We start from the raw sequence: 21,372 nt of genomic DNA on the forward strand, positions 1-21,372 counted from the left end.
GGACAACGATGCGCTACCGCATGACAGTGATCGGGACCGGCTACCTCGGCATCACGCACGCCGCGTGCATGGCCGCGCTCGGGTACGAGGTCCTCGGCCTGGACATCGACGTCGACAAGGTCCGCGGGCTCAACCAGGGGACACTGCCCATCTACGAGGAGGGCCTCGGTGACCTGCTGAAGGCGGGTCTGGAGTCGGGCAAGCTGCGGTTCACCACGTCGTACCAGGAGGCGGGGGAGTTCGGCGATGTCCACTTCCTGTGCCTGGGGACGCCGCAGCGGGCCGGTGGGTCCGCCGCTGACGTGTCGCAAGTGGACTCGGCGGTCGCCGCTCTGACGCCGTGGTTGACGCGGCCGAGCCTGGTGGTGGGCAAGTCGACGGTGCCGGTGGGCACGGCGCGGCGGCTGGCCTCGGGTTTACCGTCGCATGTGGAGCTCGCGTGGAACCCGGAGTTCCTGCGCGAGGGCTTCGCGGTCGAGGACACGCTGCACCCCGACCGGATCGTGCTGGGGGTCGCGTCCGACTCGGCCGAACGGGTGCTGCGGGAGGTGTACGCGCCGCTGGGGGACGTGCCTACTGTGGTGACGGACTACGCGACTGCGGAGCTGGTCAAGGTGGCCGCAAACGCTTTCCTGGCCACGAAGATCTCCTACATCAACGCGATGGCGGAGGTGTGCGAGGTGGCCGGTGCGGACGTCGTCCAGCTCTCGGAGGCGCTGGGCTACGACACCCGCATCGGCCGCCGCTTCCTCGGCTCCGGCCTGGGCTTCGGCGGCGGCTGCCTCCCCAAGGACATCCGTGCGTTCGCCGCCCGCGCCGACGAACTGGGCGTACCGCTCACTTTCCTGCGCGAGGTCGACGCCATCAACACCCGACGCCGACACCGCGCCGTCGACCTGGCCCGCGAGCTGGTCGGTGGCTCATTCGCGGGCCGCACGGTGGGGGTGCTGGGGGCCGCCTTCAAGCCGAACTCGGACGACATCCGTGACTCGCCCGCGCTGGACGTCGCCCTGGCGATCCACCGGGAGGGCGGGTCGGTCTCGGTGTACGACCCGGCCGCGCTGGACAACGCCCGGAAGGCGTACCCGGTCCTGGGGTACGCGCCCTCGGTGCTGGACGCGGTTCGGGGGGCGGACGTGGTGCTACTACTGACCGAGTGGCAGGAGTTCGTCGACCTCGACCCGGCCTCTCTCGGGGTGACCTCCTCCATTGTGGACGCCCGAAACGCCCTGAACCCCACCCACTGGCGAACCGCAGGCTGGACCTACCGAGCCCTCGGCCGCCCCGCCCTGGTCTGACCCCCTCCGACACCCCTGGTTGGCGGTGTACTGGGAGGCCGTCAACCAGAGGGCGGTGGGCGAAATCGGGTGAATCGGACACGATAGGAGTTCGTCGTGCGGTGGGGGCTGAGGGGGTTCATGCTGTCCCGGTGATCACAGCGAGGTGACTGGGTGGTGGTTGGCGTGCACCTTCTCGCGGATGCCGACTTGCGGTTGGACGCGGCTCCGATCGACTACGTGTTGCTGGGTGTGTACTTCGTCGTCGTGCTGGGGATCGGGGCGTTGGCGCGGCGGTCGGTGTCGAGCAGCCTCGACTTCTTCCTGTCCGGGCGGTCGTTGCCCGCGTGGGTGACCGGGTTGGCGTTCATCTCGGCGAACCTGGGCGCGGTGGAGATCTTCGGGATGACGGCGAACGGGGCCCAGTACGGGATCCCGACGATGCACTACTACTGGATCGGTGCCATCCCGGCGATGGTGTTCCTCGGTCTGGTGATGATGCCGTTCTACTACGGCTCGAAGGTGCGCAGCGTCCCCGAGTTCCTTCTGCGGCGCTTCGGGAAGTTCGCGCACCTGGTCAACGGGCTCAGCTTCGCCGCGGCCCAGGTGCTCATCGCGGGCGTGAACCTGTTCGCGCTGGCCACGGTGGTCAACCTGCTGCTCGGCTGGCCGTTGTGGCTCAGCGTGGTGGTCGCGGCGGTCATCGTGCTGGCGTACACCTCGCTCGGCGGGTTGAAGGCCGCTGTCTACAACGAGGTCATGCAGTTCTTCGTCATCGTGGCCATGTTGCTGCCGCTGACTTTCGTGGGACTGCACAAGGTCGGCGGCTGGGACGGGCTGGTCGCCAAGATCACCGCCGCCTCGCCCGACACCGCGTCCGAGCAGCTGAACTCGTGGCCGGGCATGAACCTCACCGGTATCGGCAACGCCACGTTGAGCGTGCTCGGCATCGTGTTCGGGCTCGGCTTCGTGCTCTCCTTCGGCTACTGGACGACGAACTTCGCCGAGGTGCAGCGGGCGATGTCGGCCAAGAGCATGTCGGCGGCCAGGCGCACCCCGCTGATCGGCGCGTACCCGAAGACGTTCATCGCGCTGATCATCATCATCCCCGGCATGATCGCCGCGGTGCTGGTGCCGGAGCTGGCGGCGTTCAAGCAGGGCCAGGACACCGGGGTCACCTACAACAACGCGATCCTGCTGCTGATCCGCGACCTGCTGCCCAACGGCATGCTCGGCATCGCGATCACCGGTCTGCTGGCGGCGTTCATGGCGGGCATGGCGGCCAACGTCAGCTCGTTCAACACCGTGTTCACCTACGACCTGTGGCAGGCCTACGTCCGCAAGGACAAGCCGGACGCCTACTACCTCAAGGTCGGCCGGGTGGTCACCGCGCTGGGCTGCCTGGTGGCGATCGGCACGGCGTTCATCGCCAGCAACTTCACCAACATCATGGACTACCTGCAGACCCTGTTCGGCTTCTTCAACGCGCCGCTGTTCGCGACCTTCCTGCTCGGCATGTTCTGGAAGCGGATGACCCCGCTGGCCGGTGGTCTCGGCCTGATCGCGGGCACGGCGTCGGCGATCACCGTGGACGTGCTCAACCGCAACGACGTGCTGAACCTCGCGGGCCAGGGCGCCAGTTTCGTCGCCGCCAGCGCCGCGTTCGTGGTCGACATCGTGGTCAGCGTGCTGGTGTCGTTGGCGACCAGGCCCAAGCCGGACTCCGAGCTGGTCGGCCTGGTGTGGTCGCTGACCCCGCGCGACCAGCTCCGCCACGACGACACCGGCGAGAACGCGGGCTGGTACCGCAAACCCGGGGTGCTCGCGGCCGGGGTGCTGGTCGTGACGGTGGCCCTCAACATCGTCTTCTGGTGAGGAGCGGGACATGGCTGAGAAGCGGGCCGCGGGCCTGTTCGACCTGCGCAGCGTGCTGGCGCTGCTGTTCGCGGTGTACGGGTTCGTGCTGACCGTGCTGGGGATCGCGTTCACCACGCAGGAGGACCTGGACAAGGCGGCCGGGACGAACGTGAACCTGTGGATGGGCATCGGGATGCTCGGCGTGGCGCTGCTGTTCGCACTCTGGGTGCGCGTCCGACCGCTGACCGTGCCCGAGCCGGAGTCCGATCAGGACGCTTGACCGGTTCCCCGCACGGTCCTGGCCGCCGGTGGTTACCGTTGGACCGTGCGGGGTTCCTTATCTCTGATCGTGGCCGGTGCGGCCCTGGTGCTCGTCGCGGGCTGCGGCACGTCGGTCGACCTGGCCAAGTCCACGTCGGCGCGCAGTACCGTGCCCGCGACCTCCGGCTTCAAGGCGCCGGTGCCCACCGGCACGCTCGACCCGGAGGAACTGCGCCGGATCAATCCGTGCGCGCTCATGGACGACGCCGCGCTCAAGCCGCTCGGCCAGCCCGCGCAGAGCAGGCTGCGGGACTACTCGCAGTGCTCGAACTACATGAAGGACAAGAACGGCGACGAGCTCAACCTCACGCTGAGCATCGGTGACCTCACCATCGGTCAACCCGACGCGGGCGCCGAGATCGCCGGACTGCCCTACGTCGAGTCCGAATTGGACGACAAGACCGCGTGCTTCCTCACCGCGATCACCGACACCAACCCGAACCGCGGCATCACGGTGCAGGCCGGGCGCCGGAACAAGGGTGACCTGTGCACACCGGGGCGCGCGTTGCTGGAGTCCGCGCTGGCCCGCATCCGCAAGGACGCGCCGAAGCTCGAACTGGCGAAGAACACGCTGGTCGACCTGGAACCGTGCACCCTTGTCTCGGACACCGTCGTCGCCACCCTCGTCGGCGAGAAGTCCCGCAAACGCCCCTCCGGCGCGCACGCGTGCGCCTGGAACGGCGACGGTGTGTCGTTCATGCTCACCTTCCGCATCGGTGCGCGCCCGGACACCGTCGCCGAAGCCGCAGGCACCACCCCGGTCAACCTCGGCGACGGCGTCACCGCCCAGCAAAAACCCGACGACGACGGCTCCCGCTGCCGCATCGACTGGTCCCACGCGACCTTCCCGGAGGACGAGGAACGCGCCGAGGTCATCGCCCTGGACTACAGCCGGTACTCGGGCAAGGTGGCAGGGGAGGACCCCTGCGCCAAGCTCCAGACCGTCGCCAAGGCCCTCATCCCCCGCCTCCCCAAGCGCTAAGCCTGGTTGTTGCTGCCCGCCCGGCGCCGGTCATTGCCGCCTGCCGGTTCTCGCCGCGTGTCCCCGGTGGTGGTTCTCGCTGCTCGGCCCACGACACTGGCGCACGCCCGGCTCCCTAGCAGCCGCAGTTATCCACAACCCCTTAAGCCATCCACAGCTCCTCGCCGCCCCTCTTGACAAGTGCCCGTTTTCGCTAGGCTCGAACGTGGGACCTCAGACCCCGGGAGGGAGGGCCCCACCACGCGAGTTGATCTTGGTCGGCGGGCGCCGTGAGCGAGCGAGGGGGCTGGCCCGGGGCGGTCGGTGACGGGTGACCTGCATCACGACTGCCGTGGTGGCGGGGGGCCTGGGGCGGCGTGAGCGGGTGGGGCGGAACCGGTTCAGTGGTGTAGTTCACGGTGTGGCGGGATTGGGGCGTGGCATCATCGGGCCAGATGTTACCGGCAGGTAGCAACGCGGGACGCGAGCGCGGAGGTCGGTGTGGCGCGGGAGATCGCAGTCGTCGGCGTGGTGGGGTTGGGCACGATGGGGGCCGGGATCGCCGAGGTGGTGGCGCGCAGCGGGATTCGGGTGGTGGCGGTGGACCTCGACGCCGCGGGGGTGGAGCGGGGGAGGGGGCATGTCGAGCACTCCACGGCGCGGGCGGTCGCCAAGGGGAAGCTTGACGACGACGCTCGGCAGGGCTTGCTGGACCTCGTCAGCTATGGAACCGACCTGGCCGACCTCGCCGACGCCGACCTGGTGATCGAGGCCGTGCCGGAGTCGTTGGGGCTCAAGGCGCGCGTGTTCGCGGAGTTGGACCGGGTCGTGGCGCCGGACGTGGTGCTGGCGTCGAACACCTCGGCGCTGTCGATCACCCAGATCAGTGTCCACACGGGACGCCCGGGGAAGGTCGTCGGGCTGCACTTCTTCAACCCGGCGCCGGTGCAGCGGCTGACCGAGGTCGTGCGCACCGTGGTCACCGAGCCGGACGTGGTCGCCGACGTGGTCGCGTTCACCCGGCGGCTGGGCAAGGAACCGGTGGTCATCGGCGACCGCGCCGGGTTCATCGCCAACGCGCTGCTGTTCGGCTACCTCAACCACGCCGTGGCGATGTACGAGTCGCGCTACGCCACCCGCGAGGACCTGGACGCCGCCATGCGCTTCGGCTGCGGCTATCCCATGGGACCGTTGGCGCTACTGGATCTCATCGGGCTCGACACCGCGTACGAGATCCTGGAGACGATGTACGCGCAGTCGCGCAACCGGTTGCACGCCCCGACGCCGATCCTCAAGCAGATGATCACCGCCGGTCTCCTGGGTCGCAAGAGCGGGCGCGGTTTCTACACCTACGACGGTCCGGACTCGCCCACAGTTGTCCCCGACGGCCAGACCCCCGCGGCCTCGTCCGACGACACGACCGGCGTTCGGGACGTGCGCCTGGTCGGGGTCGTCGGCACCGGCACCATGGCGACCGGGATCGTGGAAGTGTTCGCCCGCAAGGGTTTCTCCGTTGTTCTCCGCGCGAGGTCGGCCGAGAAGGCGGAGGCGGCAATCGGCAAAGTTCGCAAGTCGCTGGATCGTCAAGTCGCCAAGGGTAGACTGTCCGAAGAGGACCGAGACGCTGTGTTGGCGCGCGTCAGCCCTGTGGTCGACTTCGCCGAATTGTCCACTTGCGACTTGGTGATCGAAGCGGTGGCCGAGGAGCTTTCGGTCAAGCAAGCCGTTTTCCGGGCGTTGGACGAGGCGGTCAAGCCCGGCGCGATCCTGGCGACCACGACGTCGTCGCTGCCGGTCATCGAGTGCGCGGCCGCGACCAGCCGCCCGCAGGATGTCATCGGGCTGCACTTCTTCAACCCGGCGCCGGTGATGAAGCTGGTGGAGGTCGTCGAGACGATCTCCACGGGCGCCGACGTCGTGGCCACCGCCAGGGCGCTGTGCCTGCGCGTGGGCAAGCACCCGGTGCACTGCGGCGACCGGGCCGGGTTCATCGTCAACGCCCTGCTGTTCCCGTACCTCAACGACGCGGTGCGGATGCTGGAGGCGCACTACGCCGACGCCGACGACATCGACACCGCGATGAAGGTCGGCTGCGGGCTGCCGATGGGGCCGTTCGAGCTGCTCGACGTGGTCGGCCTGGACGTGTCGCTGGCCATCGAGCGGACCCTCTACAACGAGTTCCACGAGTCCGGCTACGCGCCCGCTCCGCTGCTGGAGCACCTGGTGACCGCCGGTCGGCTCGGCCGCAAAACCGGGAAGGGTTTCCGCGACTACAGCCGGTGAGGATAATGGCGCCGTGCCCACCTACGAGTTCCGCTGCCGCGAGTGCGGCGCCACCTACGACGTCAACCGCCCCATGATCGCCGCCAACGACCCGGCCCCCTGCCCCGACGGCCACGCCGACACCGTCAAGCTGCTCACCATGGCGGGCCTGTCGGGCCGTTCCGGCGCGGGCGCACCCCCTGCGGGCGGCGGCTGCTGCGGCGGGGGTTGCTGCAGCTAGCGCGCTGGCGTGTGTGGCCGGGGTGCGCGCCGTGAGTGCCTGTCGGGTTGGTAGGTGAGTACCGGCCGTCGCGGCTCCCGACCGCGGCGCTGGTTCTGCTAAATGGGACTCGCCTACCCGCGCCAATTATGTGACAGCGGCTCACATTGTTGACGCGGGTGTGGGAGAAACCTTTGCGCCCACCGCGCGATACAGCCCTCGACAGCACAGCGAAACGGGGTTGGTCCACCATGGGCGTCGAGGCCTTGGGCATCGAGAAGGAATTCCTGAAAGACCTGCTCACCCAGGTCGACAGCGGCGAGGCGCAACTCCCCGACTTCCAGCGCGGTTGGGTGTGGCCCGACCGCAACATCGCCAGTCTGATCGCCTCGATCTCGTTGGGCTACCCGGCGGGCACCGTGATGATGCTGAAGCAGGGTGGCGACGTCCGCTTCAAGACCAGGTCGGTCGAAGGAGCACCGCAGGCGGGTGTCGTTCCCGATCGGCTGATCCTGGACGGCCAGCAGCGGTTGACCTCGCTCTACCAGTCGCTTTTCCGCGACGCGCCGGTGCAGACCCACGACGAGGCGCGCGGCTGGTTCTACATCGATATGGAGAAAGCCCTCTTCAGCGACGGTGACCGCGAAGAGGCCGTGGTCTTCGTCCCCGAGACGAAGGTCCGCGTGGACTTCCGCAGACAAGCGCTGTTGGACCTATCTACACCCGAGCGCGAGTACACGAACCGCATGTTCCCCTGCACGGCCGTGTTCGACACGATGCAGTGGATGATGGGATTCGCCCAGCACGAGTCCGGGCGGCAGTCGGACAACCTGAAGTTCTGGGGCAGGTTCCACGAGACCGTGGTCAAGCGGTTCGAGCAGTACCAGTTGCCGGTGATCGAGCTGGGCAAGAGCACCCCCCGCCAGGCGGTGTGCCAGGTCTTCGAGAAGGTCAACACCGGCGGGGTCACCCTGACCGTGTTCGAGTTGCTGACCGCCACCTTCGCCGCCGACGACTTCGCCCTCCGCCAGGACTGGGACGACCGCCGGTCGCGGTGGGCGGGCGGCCAGTACCGGATCCTCACCGAGGTCGCCAACACCGACTTCCTCCAGGCGGTGACCCTGCTGGCCACGCACGAGCGCCGCCAGGCCGCGCTGGAGTCCGGCCGGGACGAGGTCACCGCCGCGCGCATCGGTTGCCGGCGGGCGGACATGCTCAACCTCACGCTGCCGGAGTACCGCAAGTGGGCGCCCGCGGTGAGCGACGGGCTCAGGTCGGCGGCGCAGTTCCTGCACTCGCAGCGCATCTTCGACATGCGGTTCCTGCCCTACGGGAGCCAGCTCATCCCGATGGCCGCGATCTTCGCCCTGCTCGGCACCAAGGCCGAGACCGTCGGTGCGCGGGAGAAGATCTCCCGCTGGTACTGGTCCGGGGTGTTCGGCGAGCTCTACAGCGGAACCACCGAGACCCGCTTCGCGCACGACGTTCCGGAGGTCGTCGCCTGGGTGACGGGGCAGGGCGGCGAGCCGCGCACCGTGCAGGACGCCCAGTTCTTCTCCAGTCGCCTGCACTCGTTGCGCACTCGCGGTTCCGCTGCCTACAAGGGCCTCTACGCGCTGCTGCTCCAGGTTGGGCCGGTGGACTGGGCCACCGGTTCCGACATGTCCAACGAGAACTACTTCGACAACGCGGTCGACATCCACCACGTGTTCCCCAAGGCGTGGTGCGAGAAGCAGGGAATCGACCGCGCCGACTACAACTCCATCCTCAACAAGACGCCGCTGACCGCTCGCACCAACCGCCTCATCGGCGGCCGGGCCCCGTCTGCCTACCTGCGCGGATTGGCCAAGCCCGCGGATGCCACGCCCGAGCAGATCGACCGGAACGTGGGGTCGCACCTGATCTCGGCGACGGACCTGCGCGGCGACGATTTCGCCGCCGCGATGAAGGCTCGGCAGGGGGCGCTGCTTGCTCTCGTCGGGAAGGCCATGGGTAAGGACGCGCAGATCGACACCGAGTAGCCGTCTTTCGGGCTGGTCTGGGGAACCCGACGGTCAGAGGGCTGTGAGCACTTGGGGGCCGTCGTCGGTGATGGCCACGGTGTGTTCCACGTGGGCGGCGCGGCGGCCGTCGGTGGTGCGCAAGGTCCAGCCGTCGGGGTCCGTTGTGTAGTCGTCGCCGCCCGCGTGCAGCATGGGTTCGATGGCGAGCACCATGCCCGGGCGCAATCGCAAACCGCGGCCGGGGCGGGCTTCGTTGGGGACCGAGGGCGCTTCGTGCATTTCCCGACCGATGCCGTGGCCACCGAAGTCGCCCGGGATGCCGTAGCCGCCGCCACGCGCAACGGTTGCGACGGCGTGGCCGATGTCGCCGAGGCGGTTGCCGGGGATGGCCACCGCGATCGCGGCCGCCAGCGCGCGTTCGGCGGTCTCGATCAGCAGCAGGTCCGCCGGGTCGGGCGTGCCGACCACGAACGAGCGCGCCGAGTCGCCGTGCCAGCCGTTGACGTGCGCGCCGAAGTCGATGCTCAGCAGGTCGCCGTCGCGCAGGCGGGTCCCGTCGGGGATGCCGTGCACGATCGCGTCGTTGACCGACGTGCACAGCACCGCGGGGAACGGCGTCGGCGCGAAGCCCGGCTGGTAGTCCAGGAACGACGACCCGGCGCCGTGCTCGGCCAGCACCTCCCGCGCCACCTCGTCCAGCTCCAGCAGCGTGACCCCCACCTCGGCGGCCTTCCACACCCGCTCCAGCGCCGTCGCCACAACCCGCCCCGCCACCCGCATCGCGGCCACCTCGGCCGCCGTCTTCAGCTCGATCATGCGGATAACTATACCGGTATACCTATCCCGCGCTAGTATCGACCCCATGGTCCGCCCCCCACTGAGCGACGACGAACGCCTCCGCGGCGAACTCCTCGGCGCCCTCCTCCGCTCCGCCCGCGGCCCCCGCAGCATGGTCGAGGTAGCCGCCGCGGCAGGCATCTCAGTGGAAACCCTCCGCAAAATCGAACGCGGCCGCGTCCCGACCCCTGCGTTCTTCACCGTCGCCGCCATCGCGGGAGCGGTGGACCTGCCCTTGGCCGACCTGATCGCCCAGACGGTCCCCGAGGAACCCGGCAAGCTCTCCGCCTAGGCGGGCCTTCGCCTCGATCGCTCGCGGCGACGGGCTCCGTGCGTGACTCCCTCGGCGAGCGGCACGCGGCGGCGGTCGCCACCCACCTCGGCAAATGGCGCACCTTCCGCAGACCGATCGCGACTCATGCCGCCCGCCCAGATGCCCAGCCACTAGCGACATGCCTAACCGATGTCTTCGGGTTTGACCACGTCGATGGGGAAGGGTGGCCAAGGTCGGGACTGGCGATGCTGGTTCGAACCCTTGTCGCTGCGATCTGGGACTCATCCCGTGTTCCAGTGCCTATCCCGCTGAGGATTGCCCGCTCCGCTGCGCGCAAGTGCCACGCCACAGTCACCAGAGCGCACCGCCCGCGAATCGAGCGCTAGTCGTAAGTCCGCGGCGACCATCAGAGTGGCGGCCAGGGGCACTGTTTCCGAGTTGGTTGTCGAGTGAGCAGGGCGGGCGGCCTGCGGAGGCCAATTGGGGGATCTGAGGTGGTCGTGATTATCGGGGCTGGCGTGAAATGTGACTGTGGTCACGGGGGTGCGAAAAGGGCCGCCACCCGGAGGTGACGGCCCTGGAGGAGCTGGGGGTCAGGCGGGGAGGATGGTGGAGATTTCGGTGCCTGCTTGGGGGCCGAAGGCCTCGCTGATGCGGGATACGGCCGTGGTCCGGTCGTAGGTCCACTCCTGGGGGCCGTCGGCTTCGAGGACCAGGACGGCGATCATGGAGCCGAGTTGGGCGCAGCGTTCGAGGGGGAGGCCCTGGGTCAGGGCTGCGATGAAGCCCGCGCGGAAGCCGTCGCCTACGCCGGTGGGGTCGACCTTGGCTAGCTCGGGGACGGCACCGACCTGCAGTGACGTGCCGTCCTTGGTGACGATCTCCACGCCCTTCTCGCCCAGGGTGGTGATGCGCAGGCCGACGCGGTCCATCACCTCTGCTTCGGACCAGCCGGTCTTGCGGCGGAGCAGTTCCCACTCGTAGTCGTTGCCGAAGAGGTAGTCCGCGCCGGTGATGAACTCGCGGATCTGGTCGCCGTCCATGCGCGCCAGCTGCTGGGACGGGTCGACGGCGAGGGTGTAGCCGCGCTCTCGGCACTCCTGGGCGTGGCGGAGCATGGCGGCGGGGTCGTTCGGGCTGATGAGCACCAGGTCGAGGCCACCGACACCGGCGGCGATGGGGGCCAGTTCGATCTGCCGGGCCTCCGACATCGCGCCCGCGTAGAAGGAGGCGATCTGGCACTGCTCGTCGTCGGTGGTGCAGACGAAGCGGGCGGTGTTGGCGACCTCGGAGACGTGCACGCCCGAGGTGTTGACGCCGTGGCGGTCGAGCCAGGAGCGGTAGTCGCCGAAGTCGTCGCCCGCCGCGCCGACCAGGACGGGGTTGGTGCCCAGGACTCCGAGCGCGAAGGCGATGTTGGCGCCGTTGCCGCCGCGCCGCACGACGAGGTCGTCGACGAGGAAGCTCAGCGAGATGCGGTGCAGCTGTTCGGTGACGAGTTGTTCGGCGAACCTGCCCGGGAAGTGCATCAGGTGGTCGGTGGCGATGCTTCCGGTGACGGCAACGGGCACGGAGCCCTCCCTGTCTCCTCGGCCCGGCGACGCCAGATCGACGTCGAACCAGGGTCGGCGCGGTCATGGCGGGACTGCCACCCACCCGGGTGGCATCCGATCACCTTCGAACACTACCGCCTGGTACCCCTGCCAACCGTCCCCGCCAGCGCCTAGCGTGACCGGAATGAGCGCATCGCAGCAGGTCAAGGGGCGGGTGGACACCAAACCGGAATCTCCGCCACATCGGCCGGGCAACCAGCTGCCGGAGACGTTGGACGAGCTCATCGCCGACTGCGCGGGCATCCCGCCGGAGCTCACCCACCACCGGCCGGTGCTGCCGACACCACGCGGCCACGCGCCCTGGCGGGTCGACGAGGCCTGCCACGCCCAAGTAGCCGACCTGGACGAATACGTATAACTCTCCCCCGCCGCCCGCCCCCTCGTCCCCGCCCGGCATCGTTCCCGGCTTGCGTGGGGACGCTGAATCCGCCCTGCACCGCTCGGGGGGTCACCAAGACGCGCGAAAGGCCCGTGACCAGGTCACGGGCCTTTCGACGAGCTTCGACTAGTGGAACGAGTCGCCGCAGGCGCAGCTGCCGCCCGCGTTCGGGTTGTCGATCGTGAAGCCCTGCTTCTCGATGGTGTCGACGAAGTCGATGGTCGCGCCCTGCACGTACGGGGCGCTCATCCGGTCGACAGCGACCTTCAGGCCGTTGAAGTCGCGGAACAGGTCCCCGTCGAGGGTGCGCTCGTCGAAGAACAGCTGGTAGCGCAGGCCCGCGCAGCCACCGGGCTGCACGGCGATGCGCAGGTGCATGTCGTCGCGGCCCTCCTGCTCGAGCAGGGCCTTGGCCTTCTCGGCGGCGGCATCGGACAGTTCGACACCGTGGGTCGCCGCCTCGGTGCCAGTCTCCTGAGCGGTGGTCATCGTTCTCCCTGGGAAAGTCCTACTCGGGCTGGTAACCGGCTCAACAGCGCTCGCCCGGTGTTTGTTCCGTGCCTACCGCGTCCATGGTGGCACACCTGGGGGCGGCCGCGGCACGGATGCGGTCACCGCCACTGCCTGCCCACGTGTTCGGCCAGGTCAGCCAAGGTCCCGACGGGGTCGAACAGCGCCGCGTCGACCGATCCGGCGTGCTCGGCGACCGAGTGCGCCTCGGCGACCCCGACCGACCCGGCCTGCCTGCGGCCCACCGACACCTGACCGGCCAGCACCACGCACGGCACCCCGCGCTCCGCGGCCGCCCGCGCTACCGACGTCACGAGCTTGCCCCGCAGGGACTGCCAGTCGAAGCTGCCTTCCCCGGTTATAACCAGGTCGGCCCGGTCCAACACGTGGTCGAGCCGGGTCGCCGCCTGCACGACCTCCGCGCCCGACACGACTGACGCGCCGACTGCCAGCAACGCGAACCCCAGTCCACCCGCCGCGCCCGCCCCTGGCTCGTCACGCGGGTCATTGCCGTACCGGGCGGCGACCTCGTCCGCCCAGGCCGCCAGTCGCGCCTCCAGACGGGCCACCGCGGCCTCGTCAGCGCCCTTCTGTGGTCCGAACGTCGTCGCCGCGCCGTGCGGGCCGAGGAGCGGGTTCTCCACGTCGACAGCGGCGAACAGCTCCGGCAGCGGGCCGTCCAGGACCGCCAGCGCGCCGCGTCCGCCGTCGGTGGTCGCCGTGCCGCCCAAGCCGATCACCACGCGGGAGACCCCGGCGTCGCGGGCAGCCAAGATCAGCTCGCCGACGCCCCTGGTCGTGGCCGTCTCGCAGGACTCGGCGCGCCGGTCGGCTGGGACCAGGTGCAGGCCGATGGCCTCGGCGGACTCCACGTAGGCGACGTCCTCGTGGACCAGCCACTTGGCGTCGACGGGCTCACCCAAGGGGCCGGTGACGGTGGTCAGGTGGGCGGTGGCGGACTCCAGGGCGCCGAGCAGGACCTCGACGAACCCGGTGCCGCCGTCGGCCAGGGGTCTGGTCACCAGGCGGTGCTCCGGAGCGCCGCGGCGCCAACCCGCGGCGATCGCGTCAGCCGCTTGCGCCGAGGTGAGGGTCCCGCCGAAACCATCGGGGGCGATGACGACACGCACGGGCGCAGCGTAGCGACCGACGGCCTTGTCCTACCCTTGTCGACGTGAGGTTCCTGCGCCGCAATTCCGCCGACAACTCCGAAGCCGCCGAGGTGGCGGACGATGCCGTCACCGTCGGCGAGGGCGTGCCGAAGGGGCACACACCCGGCAAGGGCAAGCCGACGCCCAAGCGCCGCGAGGCCGAGGGCCGCAAGCGCGGTCCGGTCGCGCCGCCGCCCAAGACCACCCGCGAGGCCATCCGGCGCGCCAGGGGCAACAAAGAGGACCGCAAGGCCCTCGCCGCCCAGCGCCGCGAGCAGCGCACCGAGCAGCGCCGCAGGATGGCCGAGGGCGACGACCGCTACCTGATGCCGCGCGACCGGGGTCCGGTCAAGGCGTACGTGCGGGACCTGGTCGACAGCAAGCGCAACCTGCTTGGCCTGTTCATGCCGCTGGCGATCCTGGTGTTCGTGTCGCTGCTGTCGACGTCGTTGGTCGTGCAGCAGTACGCCACCCTGGTCTGCCTGGTGATGCTGGTGGCGATGGTCGTCGAGGCGGTGTTCAACGGTCGCCGCGTGGTCCGCCGGGTCCGGGAGAAGTTCCCGAAGGAGACCGTCGGCGGCGCGTCGATCGGCTGGTACGCCTTCGTCCGGGCGACCCAGCTGCGCAAGCTGCGGGTCCCCAAGCCGCGCGTCACCCCGGGCACCGCCGTCTAGCCTGAGGGGCATGGAGTTCCGTCGCCTGGGCCGCAGCGGCCTCAACGTCAGTGAGATCTCGTTCGGCAACTGGCTGACCCACGCCTCGCAGGTCGAGGAGGAGACGGCGCACGCCTGCGTGCGGGCCGCGCTCGACGCGGGGATCACCACGTTCGACACCGCCGACGTCTACGCGGAGACGCGGGCGGAGGAGGTCTTGGGGCGCGCGCTCAAGGGCCACCGGCGGGCCGGGGTGGAGATCTTCACCAAAGTCTACGGGGTGACCGGGCCCGGGTTGAACGACCGCGGGTTGGGGCGCAAGCACATCATGGAGTCGGCCCACGCCTCGCTCCGTCGACTTGGTACGGACTATGTGGACCTCTACCAGGCGCACCGGTTCGACCGGACGGTGCCGCTGGAGGAGACCTTCCTGGCCTTCGCTGACTTGGTGCGGCAGGGGAAGGTGCTCTACGTCGGGGTCTCGGAGTGGACCGCCGACCAGATCACCCGAGGCGCCGCGCTGGCCCGGGAATTGCACGTGCCGCTCGTGTCCAACCAGCCGCAGTACTCGCTGCTGTGGCGGGTGATCGAGGAACAGGTGGTGCCCGCCTCGGAGCGGGAGGGGCTGTCGCAGATCGTGTGGTCGCCGCTGGGGCAGGGCGTGCTGACGGGGAAGTACGCGCCGGGGGCGCAGGCTCCTGCGGGGTCGCGGGCGACTGACGCGCAGGGCGTGCGGATGATCTCGCACCTGATGCGGGACGAGGTGCTGGTGGCGGTGCAGGGGTTGCGGCCGTTGGCTGACGAGGCCGGGCTTTCGTTGGCGCACCTGGCCATCGCCTGGGTGCTGCGGAACCCGAACGTGGCGTCGGCGATCATCGGGGCTTCCCGGCCGGAGCAGGTCACGGAGAACGCCGCCGCTGCGGGGATCCAGCTCGATGACGACTTGGTGGCGGCGGTGGACCGGGTGCTGGAGGGCGTCGTCGAGCGCGACCCCCGGCTGACGGTGACGCCTTGATCGACTTCGCCAAGGACTACCTGCACGGCGACCTGCGAGAACTCCGGGAGACGATGCTCCGGAAGCTCGGCGGGCTGTCCGAGTACGACATCCGCCGCCCGATGACCGCGACCGGGACCAACCTGCTTGGCCTGGTCAAGCACCTGGCGGTGTCGGAGGCGCGGTACTTCGGGGAGGTCTTTGGGCGGCCGTTCCCGGAGGGCGTTCCTCGGTGGGACGACCTTTCGCTGCGCGGGACTGACTTGTGGGCGACCGCGGATGAGACGCGGTCGGAGATCGTTGGCCGGTACGAGCGTGTTTGGGCGCATGCTGACGCGACGATCGAGGCTCTTGCGCTCGACTCGCCTGGGCATGTGCCTTGGTGGCCGCGGCCTGAGGTGATGCTGTTCAACGTGCTGGTGCACATGCTGACGGAGACGAGTCGGCACGCTGGGCACGCGGACATCCTGCGGGAGCAGGTGGACGGCGGCGTCGAGATGGACGCGGCGGAGATGGCTCGACGGGGAGCGGCGTTCTGGGAGGGTCGCCGGGCGGAGATCGAGCGGGCCGCCAGGGCGGCTGGTTTGGCTGCTGGGCCGACTTCGGATGACTGAGCGTCGGAGCGCGGCTGCTTCTGGCGATTTGGTCCGCTGACACCGCCTAAGCTGGTTTCGCCGCGCTCGCTATGCCTCTGACCTGCGGATCCTCTCGGCTGGCCGCTCCAGATTTCCCTCCGATGGGTGACAGAAGTTATCCACATGTGGATCTCTGCGGGGCCTGTTTCAAGATCGCCCGTGGGTGGGTCCCGGTAGACTTGCCCAGGGACGCCCCCCGGAGAGGGTCGGGGCCGGGCCAGACTTGGGGTGGGCCCCCGGGGGCGTCAAGGGGATTCGCCCGAAGGTGTGACGGGGCCTGATGCCGTGGCCGTTTGGCGTGTTGGGGGCATGCCGGGAGCACAGAGGGCATGCCGGGGGCGCGGGGGGCTTGCTGGCGGCTAAAGAGCAGAAGGGCCCGTACCCAGTGGGTACGGGCCCTTCTCCAAGCGAGGACGACTCAGTCCGTGCTGTTCGGGCGGGTGTGGTATTCGAACACCAGGCCGCCGACGGTGAGGAGGATGAGGACTACGCCGATGACGAGGAGCCAGATCTGCCAGAAGGCCATGGCGAAGGCGGTGACGGCGGCTGAGGCTGCCAAGGCGACGGGCCAGTAGCTGCCGGGGCTGAAGAAGCCCAGCTCGCCCGCGCCGTCGCTGACCTCGGCGTCGGGGTTGTCCTCGGGGCGCTGCTCGAGGCGGCGGGCGATGAAGTGGAAGTAGGTGCCCACGATCAGCGACAGGCCGCCGGTGAGGATGAGGGCGACCGTGCCGACCGGTTCCTTGGCCCAGACGCCGTAGACGATGGCGGATAGGAAGAAGAAGGCGGTGGTGATGTCGAAGAGCCTGGCTTCGACCTTCATGGTGTCCTCACAAGTGGGTCCGGGCTCTTAGTTCGTCGCGGTGCGGGCGGTGCGGTCGGTGTTGAACGGCTTGGTGGTCACCGCGACCGGGGAGCACAGCTCGCCGCAGTTCATCTCGGTGAGCGCCTCGGCCGCCGTGTAGCCCTTGCCGGTCTTGGGGTTCACCTTGGTGCGCAGGCCCATGTACTGGTCGAACTGCGCCGGGGTGATCGCCCGGACCTCGAAGTTCATCACCGCGTGGTAGGTGCCGCACAGTTCCGCGCACCGGCCGACGAACGAGCCCGTCTTGTCGATGCGGTTCTGGAAGGTGGCGTCCTGGTTGTTCTTGTCCGGGTACGGGAACACGTCCCGCTTGAACAGGAACTCCGGGACGAAGAACGCGTGGATGACGTCGCGGGAGCGCAGGTTGTACTGGATCGTCCGCTCGGTCGGCAGGACCAGCAGTGGGATCTCGGCCGATGAGCCGATGGTGCGCACCGTCGTGTCACCCGGGGCGGCCGGGACGTCGAGCGCGCCCTTGGTGTTCTTGTAGTTCTTGTAGTCGAACTCCCAGTTCCACTGGAACGCCAGCACGTCCACGGTCACGTCCGGCTTGTCGGTCTCGGCCTGGACGTAGTTCTGGGTGGTGGCGGTGAAGTAGAACAGCACGACCACGATCACGACCGGGATGCCGGTGTAGATCCACTCCAGGAAGTGGTTGTACTGGAACTGCTTGGGCAGCGTCTCCCCGCGCTTGCGGTGGGCGACCACCGGCCACAGGATGAGCGCCCAGGTGATCACGCCGATGATCAGCGCGGCGACCACGGACCAGGTCCAGAACTCGCGCATCCGCTCGGCCTGCGGGGTGACGCCCTCCGGCCAGCCGAAGCGCAGCACCTCGTCGGTGGAACAGCCGGAGGCGCCCAGGACGACGAGCGCGACAAGACCGGCGACCTTGCTCAGCCGGGCGACCGGCGAACGGTTGCCGGCGGCCTTGGGTGTGCCCACTGCGCGACTCCTCCTCAAGCGGTAACTCCACGCACTTGCGCCTGCCCCCGCCTGCCCCGATCCAGCGCTGGACAGCGCGGATCGACGCCCCTGGGGAGCACTGCGGAGCCTAGCCCAGCGACCCGGGCCACACCCCCCGAGGGGTGATCGGATGTCGGTCACACCGGCGGCACACCTGTGACCGCGTCCCGGCCGGGGCAACCGGGCCCGGCATACTGACGTCTTCCCCGCCGGACATCCACCTGGTTCACCCGGCTCGGTGCCGGAGCTCGACACGGAGAGGTGCGCGAGAAGCGTGTGCGGTCTGCTTGGCCTGGTCTGCCCTTCTGAGATGGACGCCGCTGCGGCGCGGTCGGCGGTGGGCGCGGCGATGCGCTGCCAGCGCCACCGCGGCCCGGACGAGAGCGGCACGTGGACCGGCGGTGAGGTCGTGTTCGGCTTCAACCGGCTGTCCATGATCGACCTCGAGCACTCCCACCAGCCACTGCCGTGGGGGCCGCCCGAGACACCGCAGCGGTACACGCTGCTGTTCAACGGCGAGATCTACAACTACCTGGAGCTGCGCGCGGAGCTGACCGAGCGGCACGGCGCCCGGTTCGTCACCGACGGCGACAGCGAGACGATCGTCGCGGCGTACCACTACTGGGGCGAGGCCGCGGTCACCCGGTTGCGCGGCATGTTCGCGTTCCTGATCTGGGACACCCAGAAGCAGACCCTGTTCGGGGCGCGTGACCCGTTCGGGATCAAGCCGCTGTTCTACGCCGCGGGCCCCGGTGGGGTGGCGTTCTCCAGCGAGAAGAAGTCCATCCTGGAGCTCGCGCCGCTGCTGGGCATCAAGCAGGAGCTCGACCGGCGGTCGCTGCAGCACTACCTGACGCTGCAGTACGTCCCGGAGCCCGCGTCGCTGCACACCGCGGTTCACCGGATCGAGTCAGGGACCTGCTTCACGCTGGTACCGGGCGAGGAACCGGTCACGAAGCGCTACTGGCAGCCGCGGTTCTCGCCGACCCCGGTGCGCGGCCCCGCCGACGCCGAGGCGTTGTACGGGCGGATCGCGGACGTGCTGTCGGACTCGGTCCGGATGCACATGCGCGCCGACGTCACCGTGGGCTCGTTCCTCTCCGGCGGCATCGACTCGACCGCGATCGCCGCGCTGGCCCGCGAGCACAACCCGGACCTGGTGACCTTCACCACCGGCTTCGAGCGGCAGGGCTACTCCGAGGTGGACGTCGCCGCCGAGTCGGCGGCCGCGATCGGGGTCAAGCACGTGGTCCGCACGGTGTCGGCGCGCGAGATGATGGACGCGCTGCCGCTGATCGTCTGGTACCTCGACGACCCGGTGGCCGACCCGGCGCTGGTGCCGCTGTGGTTCATCGCCCGCGAGGCCCGCAAGCACGTGAAGGTCGTGCTGTCGGGCGAGGGCGCCGACGAGCTGTTCGGCGGGTACACGATCTACCGGGAACCGCTGTCGCTGGCGCCGTTCGAGCGGGTGCCGGGGTCGCTGCGCAAGTTCATGGGCCGCGTCTCGGCGAAGATCCCCGAGGGCACCCGCGGCAAGGACCTGCTGCGCCGCGGCTCGCTGTCGCTGGAGGACCGCTACTACGGCAACGCCCGCATCTTCCGCGACGACCAGCTGCGCGGCGTGCTGCGGACGTTCGACCCGGGCACCGGCCACCGCGACATCACCGCCCCGCACTACCGCGAGTCGGTGTCCTGGGACCCGGTGACCCGCATGCAGCACGTCGACCTGTTCACCTGGCTGCGCGGCGACATCCTGGTCAAGGCCGACAAGATGACCATGGCCAACTCGCTGGAGCTGCGGGTCCCGTTCCTGGACCCCGAGGTGTTCCGGGTGGCCGCCGAGGTGCCGCTGGAAGAGAAGATCACCAAGGAGACCACCAAGTTCGCCCTCCGCCAGGCCATGCGCCGGATCGTGCCCGCGCACGTGCTGAACAGGCGGAAGCTCGGCTTCCCGGTGCCGATCCGGCTGTGGCTCAAGGACGAGATGTACGAGTGGGCCCGCGACATCGTGATGGCCTCGCAGACCGACGCGCTCATCGACAAGAACGCGGTCATGCGACTGCTGGAGGAGCACAAGGCGGGCACCCTGGACCACAGTCGGCGGATCTGGGCGCTGCTGGTGTTCATGCTGTGGCACGGCATCTTCATCGAGCGCCGGATCACGCCGGTCGTGCCTGAGCCGCACTACCCGGTGAAGATCTGACGCTGGACTTCGAGGGGCCGCCATCCTGATGGGGTGGTGGCCCCTTTGCGTGGGTCTTTAGGGTGTCGGGGGCTTGTGCTTGCGGTTCAGCACGTCCTCGAGATTTTCGCGGCTGCTGAGCGTGTACGGGTGTTCTGAACCAAGAACTCTGGTGAATGCTTCTAGGACCGCTCGATTCTCGGCTTCGGCTTCGTCGTAGCGGCCCATTGCAGCCAGTGCCTGAGCGAGGTTGTCGCGGCTGGTGAGGGTGTCGGGATGTTCGGGGCCCGACACCGTGGCGAATGCTTCGGCAACTTCTCAGAGCTCGGCTTCGGCTTCGCTGAAGCGGCCCAACTCGATCAATGCTATGACCAGATTGTTGCGGCTGGTGAGCGTGTAAGGGTGTTCTGGGCCAAGCACTCTGGTGAATGCTTCTAGGACCGCTCGATTCTCGGCTTCGGCTTCGTCATAGCGCCCCATTTCGGCCAGCGCTTGCGCGAGGTTGTTGCGGCTGGTGAGGGTGCCGGGATGTTCTGGGCCGAGCACTCTGGTGCGCGTTTCAAGCACTATACGATGTTCGACCTCGGCTTCATTGTAGCGGCCCATTTTGTCTAGTGCGTTGGCGAGATTGTTTCTACTGCTGAGAGTATTTGGATCGTCTGGATCGACATATAGAGTGAGCGCGCGCGAATATGCGGTGTATGCCAATTGGTAGCGGCCAGTGTCGGTGGCGTTGCCTCCGAGCATTGCGCAGTCGCGGGCTGGGGCGTGGTTGAGGGCGGTGAGGATGAGCTTCTCGGAGGGCGGGCTTCCGGGGGGAGTGGTGCGCTGGGTGTGGTCGACCAGGTAGTCGAACACGGTCACGTGGGTGTCGTCGACGGGTTCTAGGAGGGCTGTGGTGTCGCGCCAGGGGGTGGTGGCCCAGGTCCAGGCTTGATCCAGGTCCTCGGGGCGGGAGCGGGGTTCGAGGAAGTCGGTGTGGAGTTCCTCGAGGAGTGCGCGAGGTAAGGGGCTGGAATAGCCGGCGCGGCGGCATTCGATTGCGGCGGTGACTAGGGCGGCGCCTCGGGGGGTGGTGCCGGGGGCGGTGCCGTTGCGCCAGCGGTCGAGGAGTTGGGGACCCGCGGCTAGGTATTCGGGGAGGCCGTACTCGTCTGTGCGGGTCAGGGCTTCGGCGATTCTGGGGTCGGCGTCGAGGCTGTGGGCTCGGGTCAGTTCGTCTGGAGTGAAGCGGCGCTTGAGGTCGATCCGGGTGGTGACGGCGGCCAGGACGCGGCGGCGGGTTTCGTCGGTGAGGCGGTCGCTGTCCGTGTCGGTGTCCAGGCGGTGGAGTTCCTGGAGGCGGAGGGTGGCGACCAGGACTCGGCGGTGGCCAGTAGGGCCGCTCAGGAGTCGGTCGACCATGGTGGCTACGC

General features: G+C 69.0%; 19 protein-coding genes and 1 pseudogene. 13 read left to right on the forward strand and 7 right to left on the reverse strand.

Going from position 1 to position 21,372, the window contains the following annotated elements; all coding sequences use genetic code 11:
• Nucleotides 1–8 precede the first annotated feature (8 nt).
• From LV79_RS11015 to LV79_RS11045, 7 genes are all read left to right on the forward strand, one after another.
• Complete coding sequence (locus tag LV79_RS11015) at nucleotides 9–1,298, forward strand: UDP-glucose dehydrogenase family protein (RefSeq protein WP_253834733.1); 1,290 nt, start codon at nucleotides 9–11, stop codon at nucleotides 1,296–1,298.
• Between the two features lie 165 nt (nucleotides 1,299–1,463).
• A complete protein-coding gene (locus tag LV79_RS11020; protein WP_253834735.1) occupies nucleotides 1,464–3,152 on the forward strand; it encodes a sodium:solute symporter family protein in 1,689 nt (562 codons plus the stop codon).
• A 10-nt stretch (nucleotides 3,153–3,162) separates the two neighbouring features.
• A complete protein-coding gene (locus tag LV79_RS11025) occupies nucleotides 3,163–3,414 on the forward strand; it encodes a hypothetical protein (protein WP_253834737.1) in 252 nt (83 codons plus the stop codon).
• A 45-nt stretch (nucleotides 3,415–3,459) separates the two neighbouring features.
• On the forward strand, nucleotides 3,460–4,437 hold the full coding sequence (locus LV79_RS11030; protein ID WP_253834739.1) for a DUF3558 family protein: 978 nt from the start codon (nucleotides 3,460–3,462) through the stop codon (nucleotides 4,435–4,437).
• A gap of 480 nt (nucleotides 4,438–4,917) precedes the next feature.
• On the forward strand, nucleotides 4,918–6,699 hold the full coding sequence (locus tag LV79_RS11035) for a 3-hydroxyacyl-CoA dehydrogenase family protein (RefSeq protein WP_253834741.1): 1,782 nt from the start codon (nucleotides 4,918–4,920) through the stop codon (nucleotides 6,697–6,699).
• Between the two features lie 13 nt (nucleotides 6,700–6,712).
• Nucleotides 6,713–6,919 (forward strand): FmdB family zinc ribbon protein, encoded by a 207-nt coding sequence (locus tag LV79_RS11040; RefSeq protein WP_253834743.1) that lies wholly within the window; start codon nucleotides 6,713–6,715, stop codon nucleotides 6,917–6,919.
• 230 nt (nucleotides 6,920–7,149) lie between these two features.
• Complete coding sequence (locus LV79_RS11045; protein ID WP_253834745.1) at nucleotides 7,150–8,919, forward strand: DUF262 domain-containing protein; 1,770 nt, start codon at nucleotides 7,150–7,152, stop codon at nucleotides 8,917–8,919.
• A gap of 33 nt (nucleotides 8,920–8,952) precedes the next feature.
• Here the strand turns inward: LV79_RS11045 and map are convergent, their stop codons facing one another.
• Complete coding sequence (gene map, locus LV79_RS11050; RefSeq protein WP_253834751.1) at nucleotides 8,953–9,717, reverse strand: type I methionyl aminopeptidase; 765 nt, start codon at nucleotides 9,715–9,717, stop codon at nucleotides 8,953–8,955.
• Nucleotides 9,718–9,763: 46 nt separating this feature from the next.
• Here map and LV79_RS11055 point away from each other — a divergent pair, with 46 nt between their 5' ends.
• Nucleotides 9,764–10,030, forward strand: a complete 267-nt coding sequence (locus LV79_RS11055) for a helix-turn-helix domain-containing protein (protein WP_253834752.1) — start codon at nucleotides 9,764–9,766, stop codon at nucleotides 10,028–10,030.
• 575 nt (nucleotides 10,031–10,605) lie between these two features.
• Here LV79_RS11055 and LV79_RS11060 read toward each other — a convergent pair.
• A complete protein-coding gene (locus LV79_RS11060; RefSeq protein ID WP_253835990.1) occupies nucleotides 10,606–11,541 on the reverse strand; it encodes a carbohydrate kinase family protein in 936 nt (311 codons plus the stop codon).
• Between the two features lie 208 nt (nucleotides 11,542–11,749).
• Here LV79_RS11060 and LV79_RS11065 point away from each other — a divergent pair, with 208 nt between their 5' ends.
• Nucleotides 11,750–11,983, forward strand: a complete 234-nt coding sequence (locus tag LV79_RS11065) for a hypothetical protein (RefSeq protein ID WP_253836061.1) — start codon at nucleotides 11,750–11,752, stop codon at nucleotides 11,981–11,983.
• Nucleotides 11,984–12,130: 147 nt separating this feature from the next.
• Here LV79_RS11065 and LV79_RS11070 read toward each other — a convergent pair whose 3' ends face one another.
• Both LV79_RS11070 and LV79_RS11075 read right to left on the reverse strand, forming a co-directional pair.
• Nucleotides 12,131–12,493 (reverse strand): HesB/IscA family protein, encoded by a 363-nt coding sequence (locus LV79_RS11070; protein WP_253834753.1) that lies wholly within the window; start codon nucleotides 12,491–12,493, stop codon nucleotides 12,131–12,133.
• Nucleotides 12,494–12,615: 122 nt separating this feature from the next.
• On the reverse strand, nucleotides 12,616–13,644 hold the full coding sequence (locus tag LV79_RS11075) for a glycerate kinase family protein (RefSeq protein WP_253834755.1): 1,029 nt from the start codon (nucleotides 13,642–13,644) through the stop codon (nucleotides 12,616–12,618).
• 44 nt (nucleotides 13,645–13,688) lie between these two features.
• On the opposite strand from LV79_RS11075, the gene LV79_RS11080 reads away from it, so the two are divergent.
• From LV79_RS11080 to LV79_RS11090, 3 genes are read left to right on the forward strand one after another with little or no spacing between them, the layout of a single operon-like run.
• Nucleotides 13,689–14,339: a DUF3043 domain-containing protein gene (locus tag LV79_RS11080; RefSeq protein WP_253834757.1), complete on the forward strand. Its 651-nt coding sequence runs from the start codon at nucleotides 13,689–13,691 to the stop codon at nucleotides 14,337–14,339.
• Nucleotides 14,340–14,349: 10 nt separating this feature from the next.
• Complete coding sequence (locus tag LV79_RS11085) at nucleotides 14,350–15,333, forward strand: aldo/keto reductase family protein (protein ID WP_253834759.1); 984 nt, start codon at nucleotides 14,350–14,352, stop codon at nucleotides 15,331–15,333.
• The gene (locus LV79_RS11090; protein ID WP_253834761.1) at nucleotides 15,330–15,926 is read left to right on the forward strand and encodes a DinB family protein; all 597 of its coding nucleotides are present in this window, start codon (nucleotides 15,330–15,332) and stop codon (nucleotides 15,924–15,926) included. Before LV79_RS11085 ends, LV79_RS11090 begins: the two co-directional genes overlap by 4 nt.
• Before the next feature lie 439 nt (nucleotides 15,927–16,365).
• Here the strand turns inward: LV79_RS11090 and LV79_RS11095 are convergent, their stop codons facing one another.
• Entirely contained in the window at nucleotides 16,366–16,767 is a 402-nt protein-coding gene (locus tag LV79_RS11095; protein ID WP_253834762.1) for a cytochrome c oxidase subunit 4, read from the reverse strand.
• A 27-nt stretch (nucleotides 16,768–16,794) separates the two neighbouring features.
• Nucleotides 16,795–17,754, reverse strand: coding sequence for an aa3-type cytochrome oxidase subunit II (gene ctaC, locus LV79_RS11100; protein WP_253834763.1), 960 nt, complete (start codon nucleotides 17,752–17,754; stop codon nucleotides 16,795–16,797).
• A 295-nt stretch (nucleotides 17,755–18,049) separates the two neighbouring features.
• Here ctaC and asnB point away from each other — a divergent pair, with 295 nt between their 5' ends.
• On the forward strand, nucleotides 18,050–19,978 hold the full coding sequence (gene asnB / locus LV79_RS11105) for an asparagine synthase (glutamine-hydrolyzing) (protein WP_253834764.1): 1,929 nt from the start codon (nucleotides 18,050–18,052) through the stop codon (nucleotides 19,976–19,978).
• A gap of 57 nt (nucleotides 19,979–20,035) precedes the next feature.
• Here asnB and LV79_RS11115 read toward each other — a convergent pair.
• Nucleotides 20,036–21,361 (reverse strand): annotated as a pseudogene (locus LV79_RS11115) (tetratricopeptide repeat protein).
• Nucleotides 21,362–21,372: the final 11 nt, after the last annotated feature.

Origin of the sequence: Actinokineospora globicatena, assembly GCF_024171945.1 — a bacterium.
GTDB classification, from domain to species: domain Bacteria; phylum Actinomycetota; class Actinomycetes; order Mycobacteriales; family Pseudonocardiaceae; genus Actinokineospora; species Actinokineospora globicatena.

Bases quoted from the DNA above. Each gene is read 5' to 3' on its own strand.
- LV79_RS11015 (WP_253834733.1), top strand. From the start codon at position 9: ATGCGCTACCGCATGACAGTGATCGGGACCGGCTACCTCGGCATCACG.
- LV79_RS11025 (WP_253834737.1), top strand. From the start codon at position 3,163: ATGGCTGAGAAGCGGGCCGCGGGCCTGTTCGACCTGCGCAGCGTGCTG.
- LV79_RS11045 (WP_253834745.1), top strand. From the start codon at position 7,150: ATGGGCGTCGAGGCCTTGGGCATCGAGAAGGAATTCCTGAAAGACCTG.
- map (WP_253834751.1), bottom strand. From the start codon at position 9,717: ATGATCGAGCTGAAGACGGCGGCCGAGGTGGCCGCGATGCGGGTGGCG.
- LV79_RS11055 (WP_253834752.1), top strand. From the start codon at position 9,764: ATGGTCCGCCCCCCACTGAGCGACGACGAACGCCTCCGCGGCGAACTC.
- LV79_RS11060 (WP_253835990.1), bottom strand. From the start codon at position 11,541: ATGCACTTCCCGGGCAGGTTCGCCGAACAACTCGTCACCGAACAGCTG.
- LV79_RS11065 (WP_253836061.1), top strand. From the start codon at position 11,750: ATGAGCGCATCGCAGCAGGTCAAGGGGCGGGTGGACACCAAACCGGAA.
- LV79_RS11070 (WP_253834753.1), bottom strand. From the start codon at position 12,493: ATGACCACCGCTCAGGAGACTGGCACCGAGGCGGCGACCCACGGTGTC.
- LV79_RS11085 (WP_253834759.1), top strand. From the start codon at position 14,350: ATGGAGTTCCGTCGCCTGGGCCGCAGCGGCCTCAACGTCAGTGAGATC.
- LV79_RS11095 (WP_253834762.1), bottom strand. From the start codon at position 16,767: ATGAAGGTCGAAGCCAGGCTCTTCGACATCACCACCGCCTTCTTCTTC.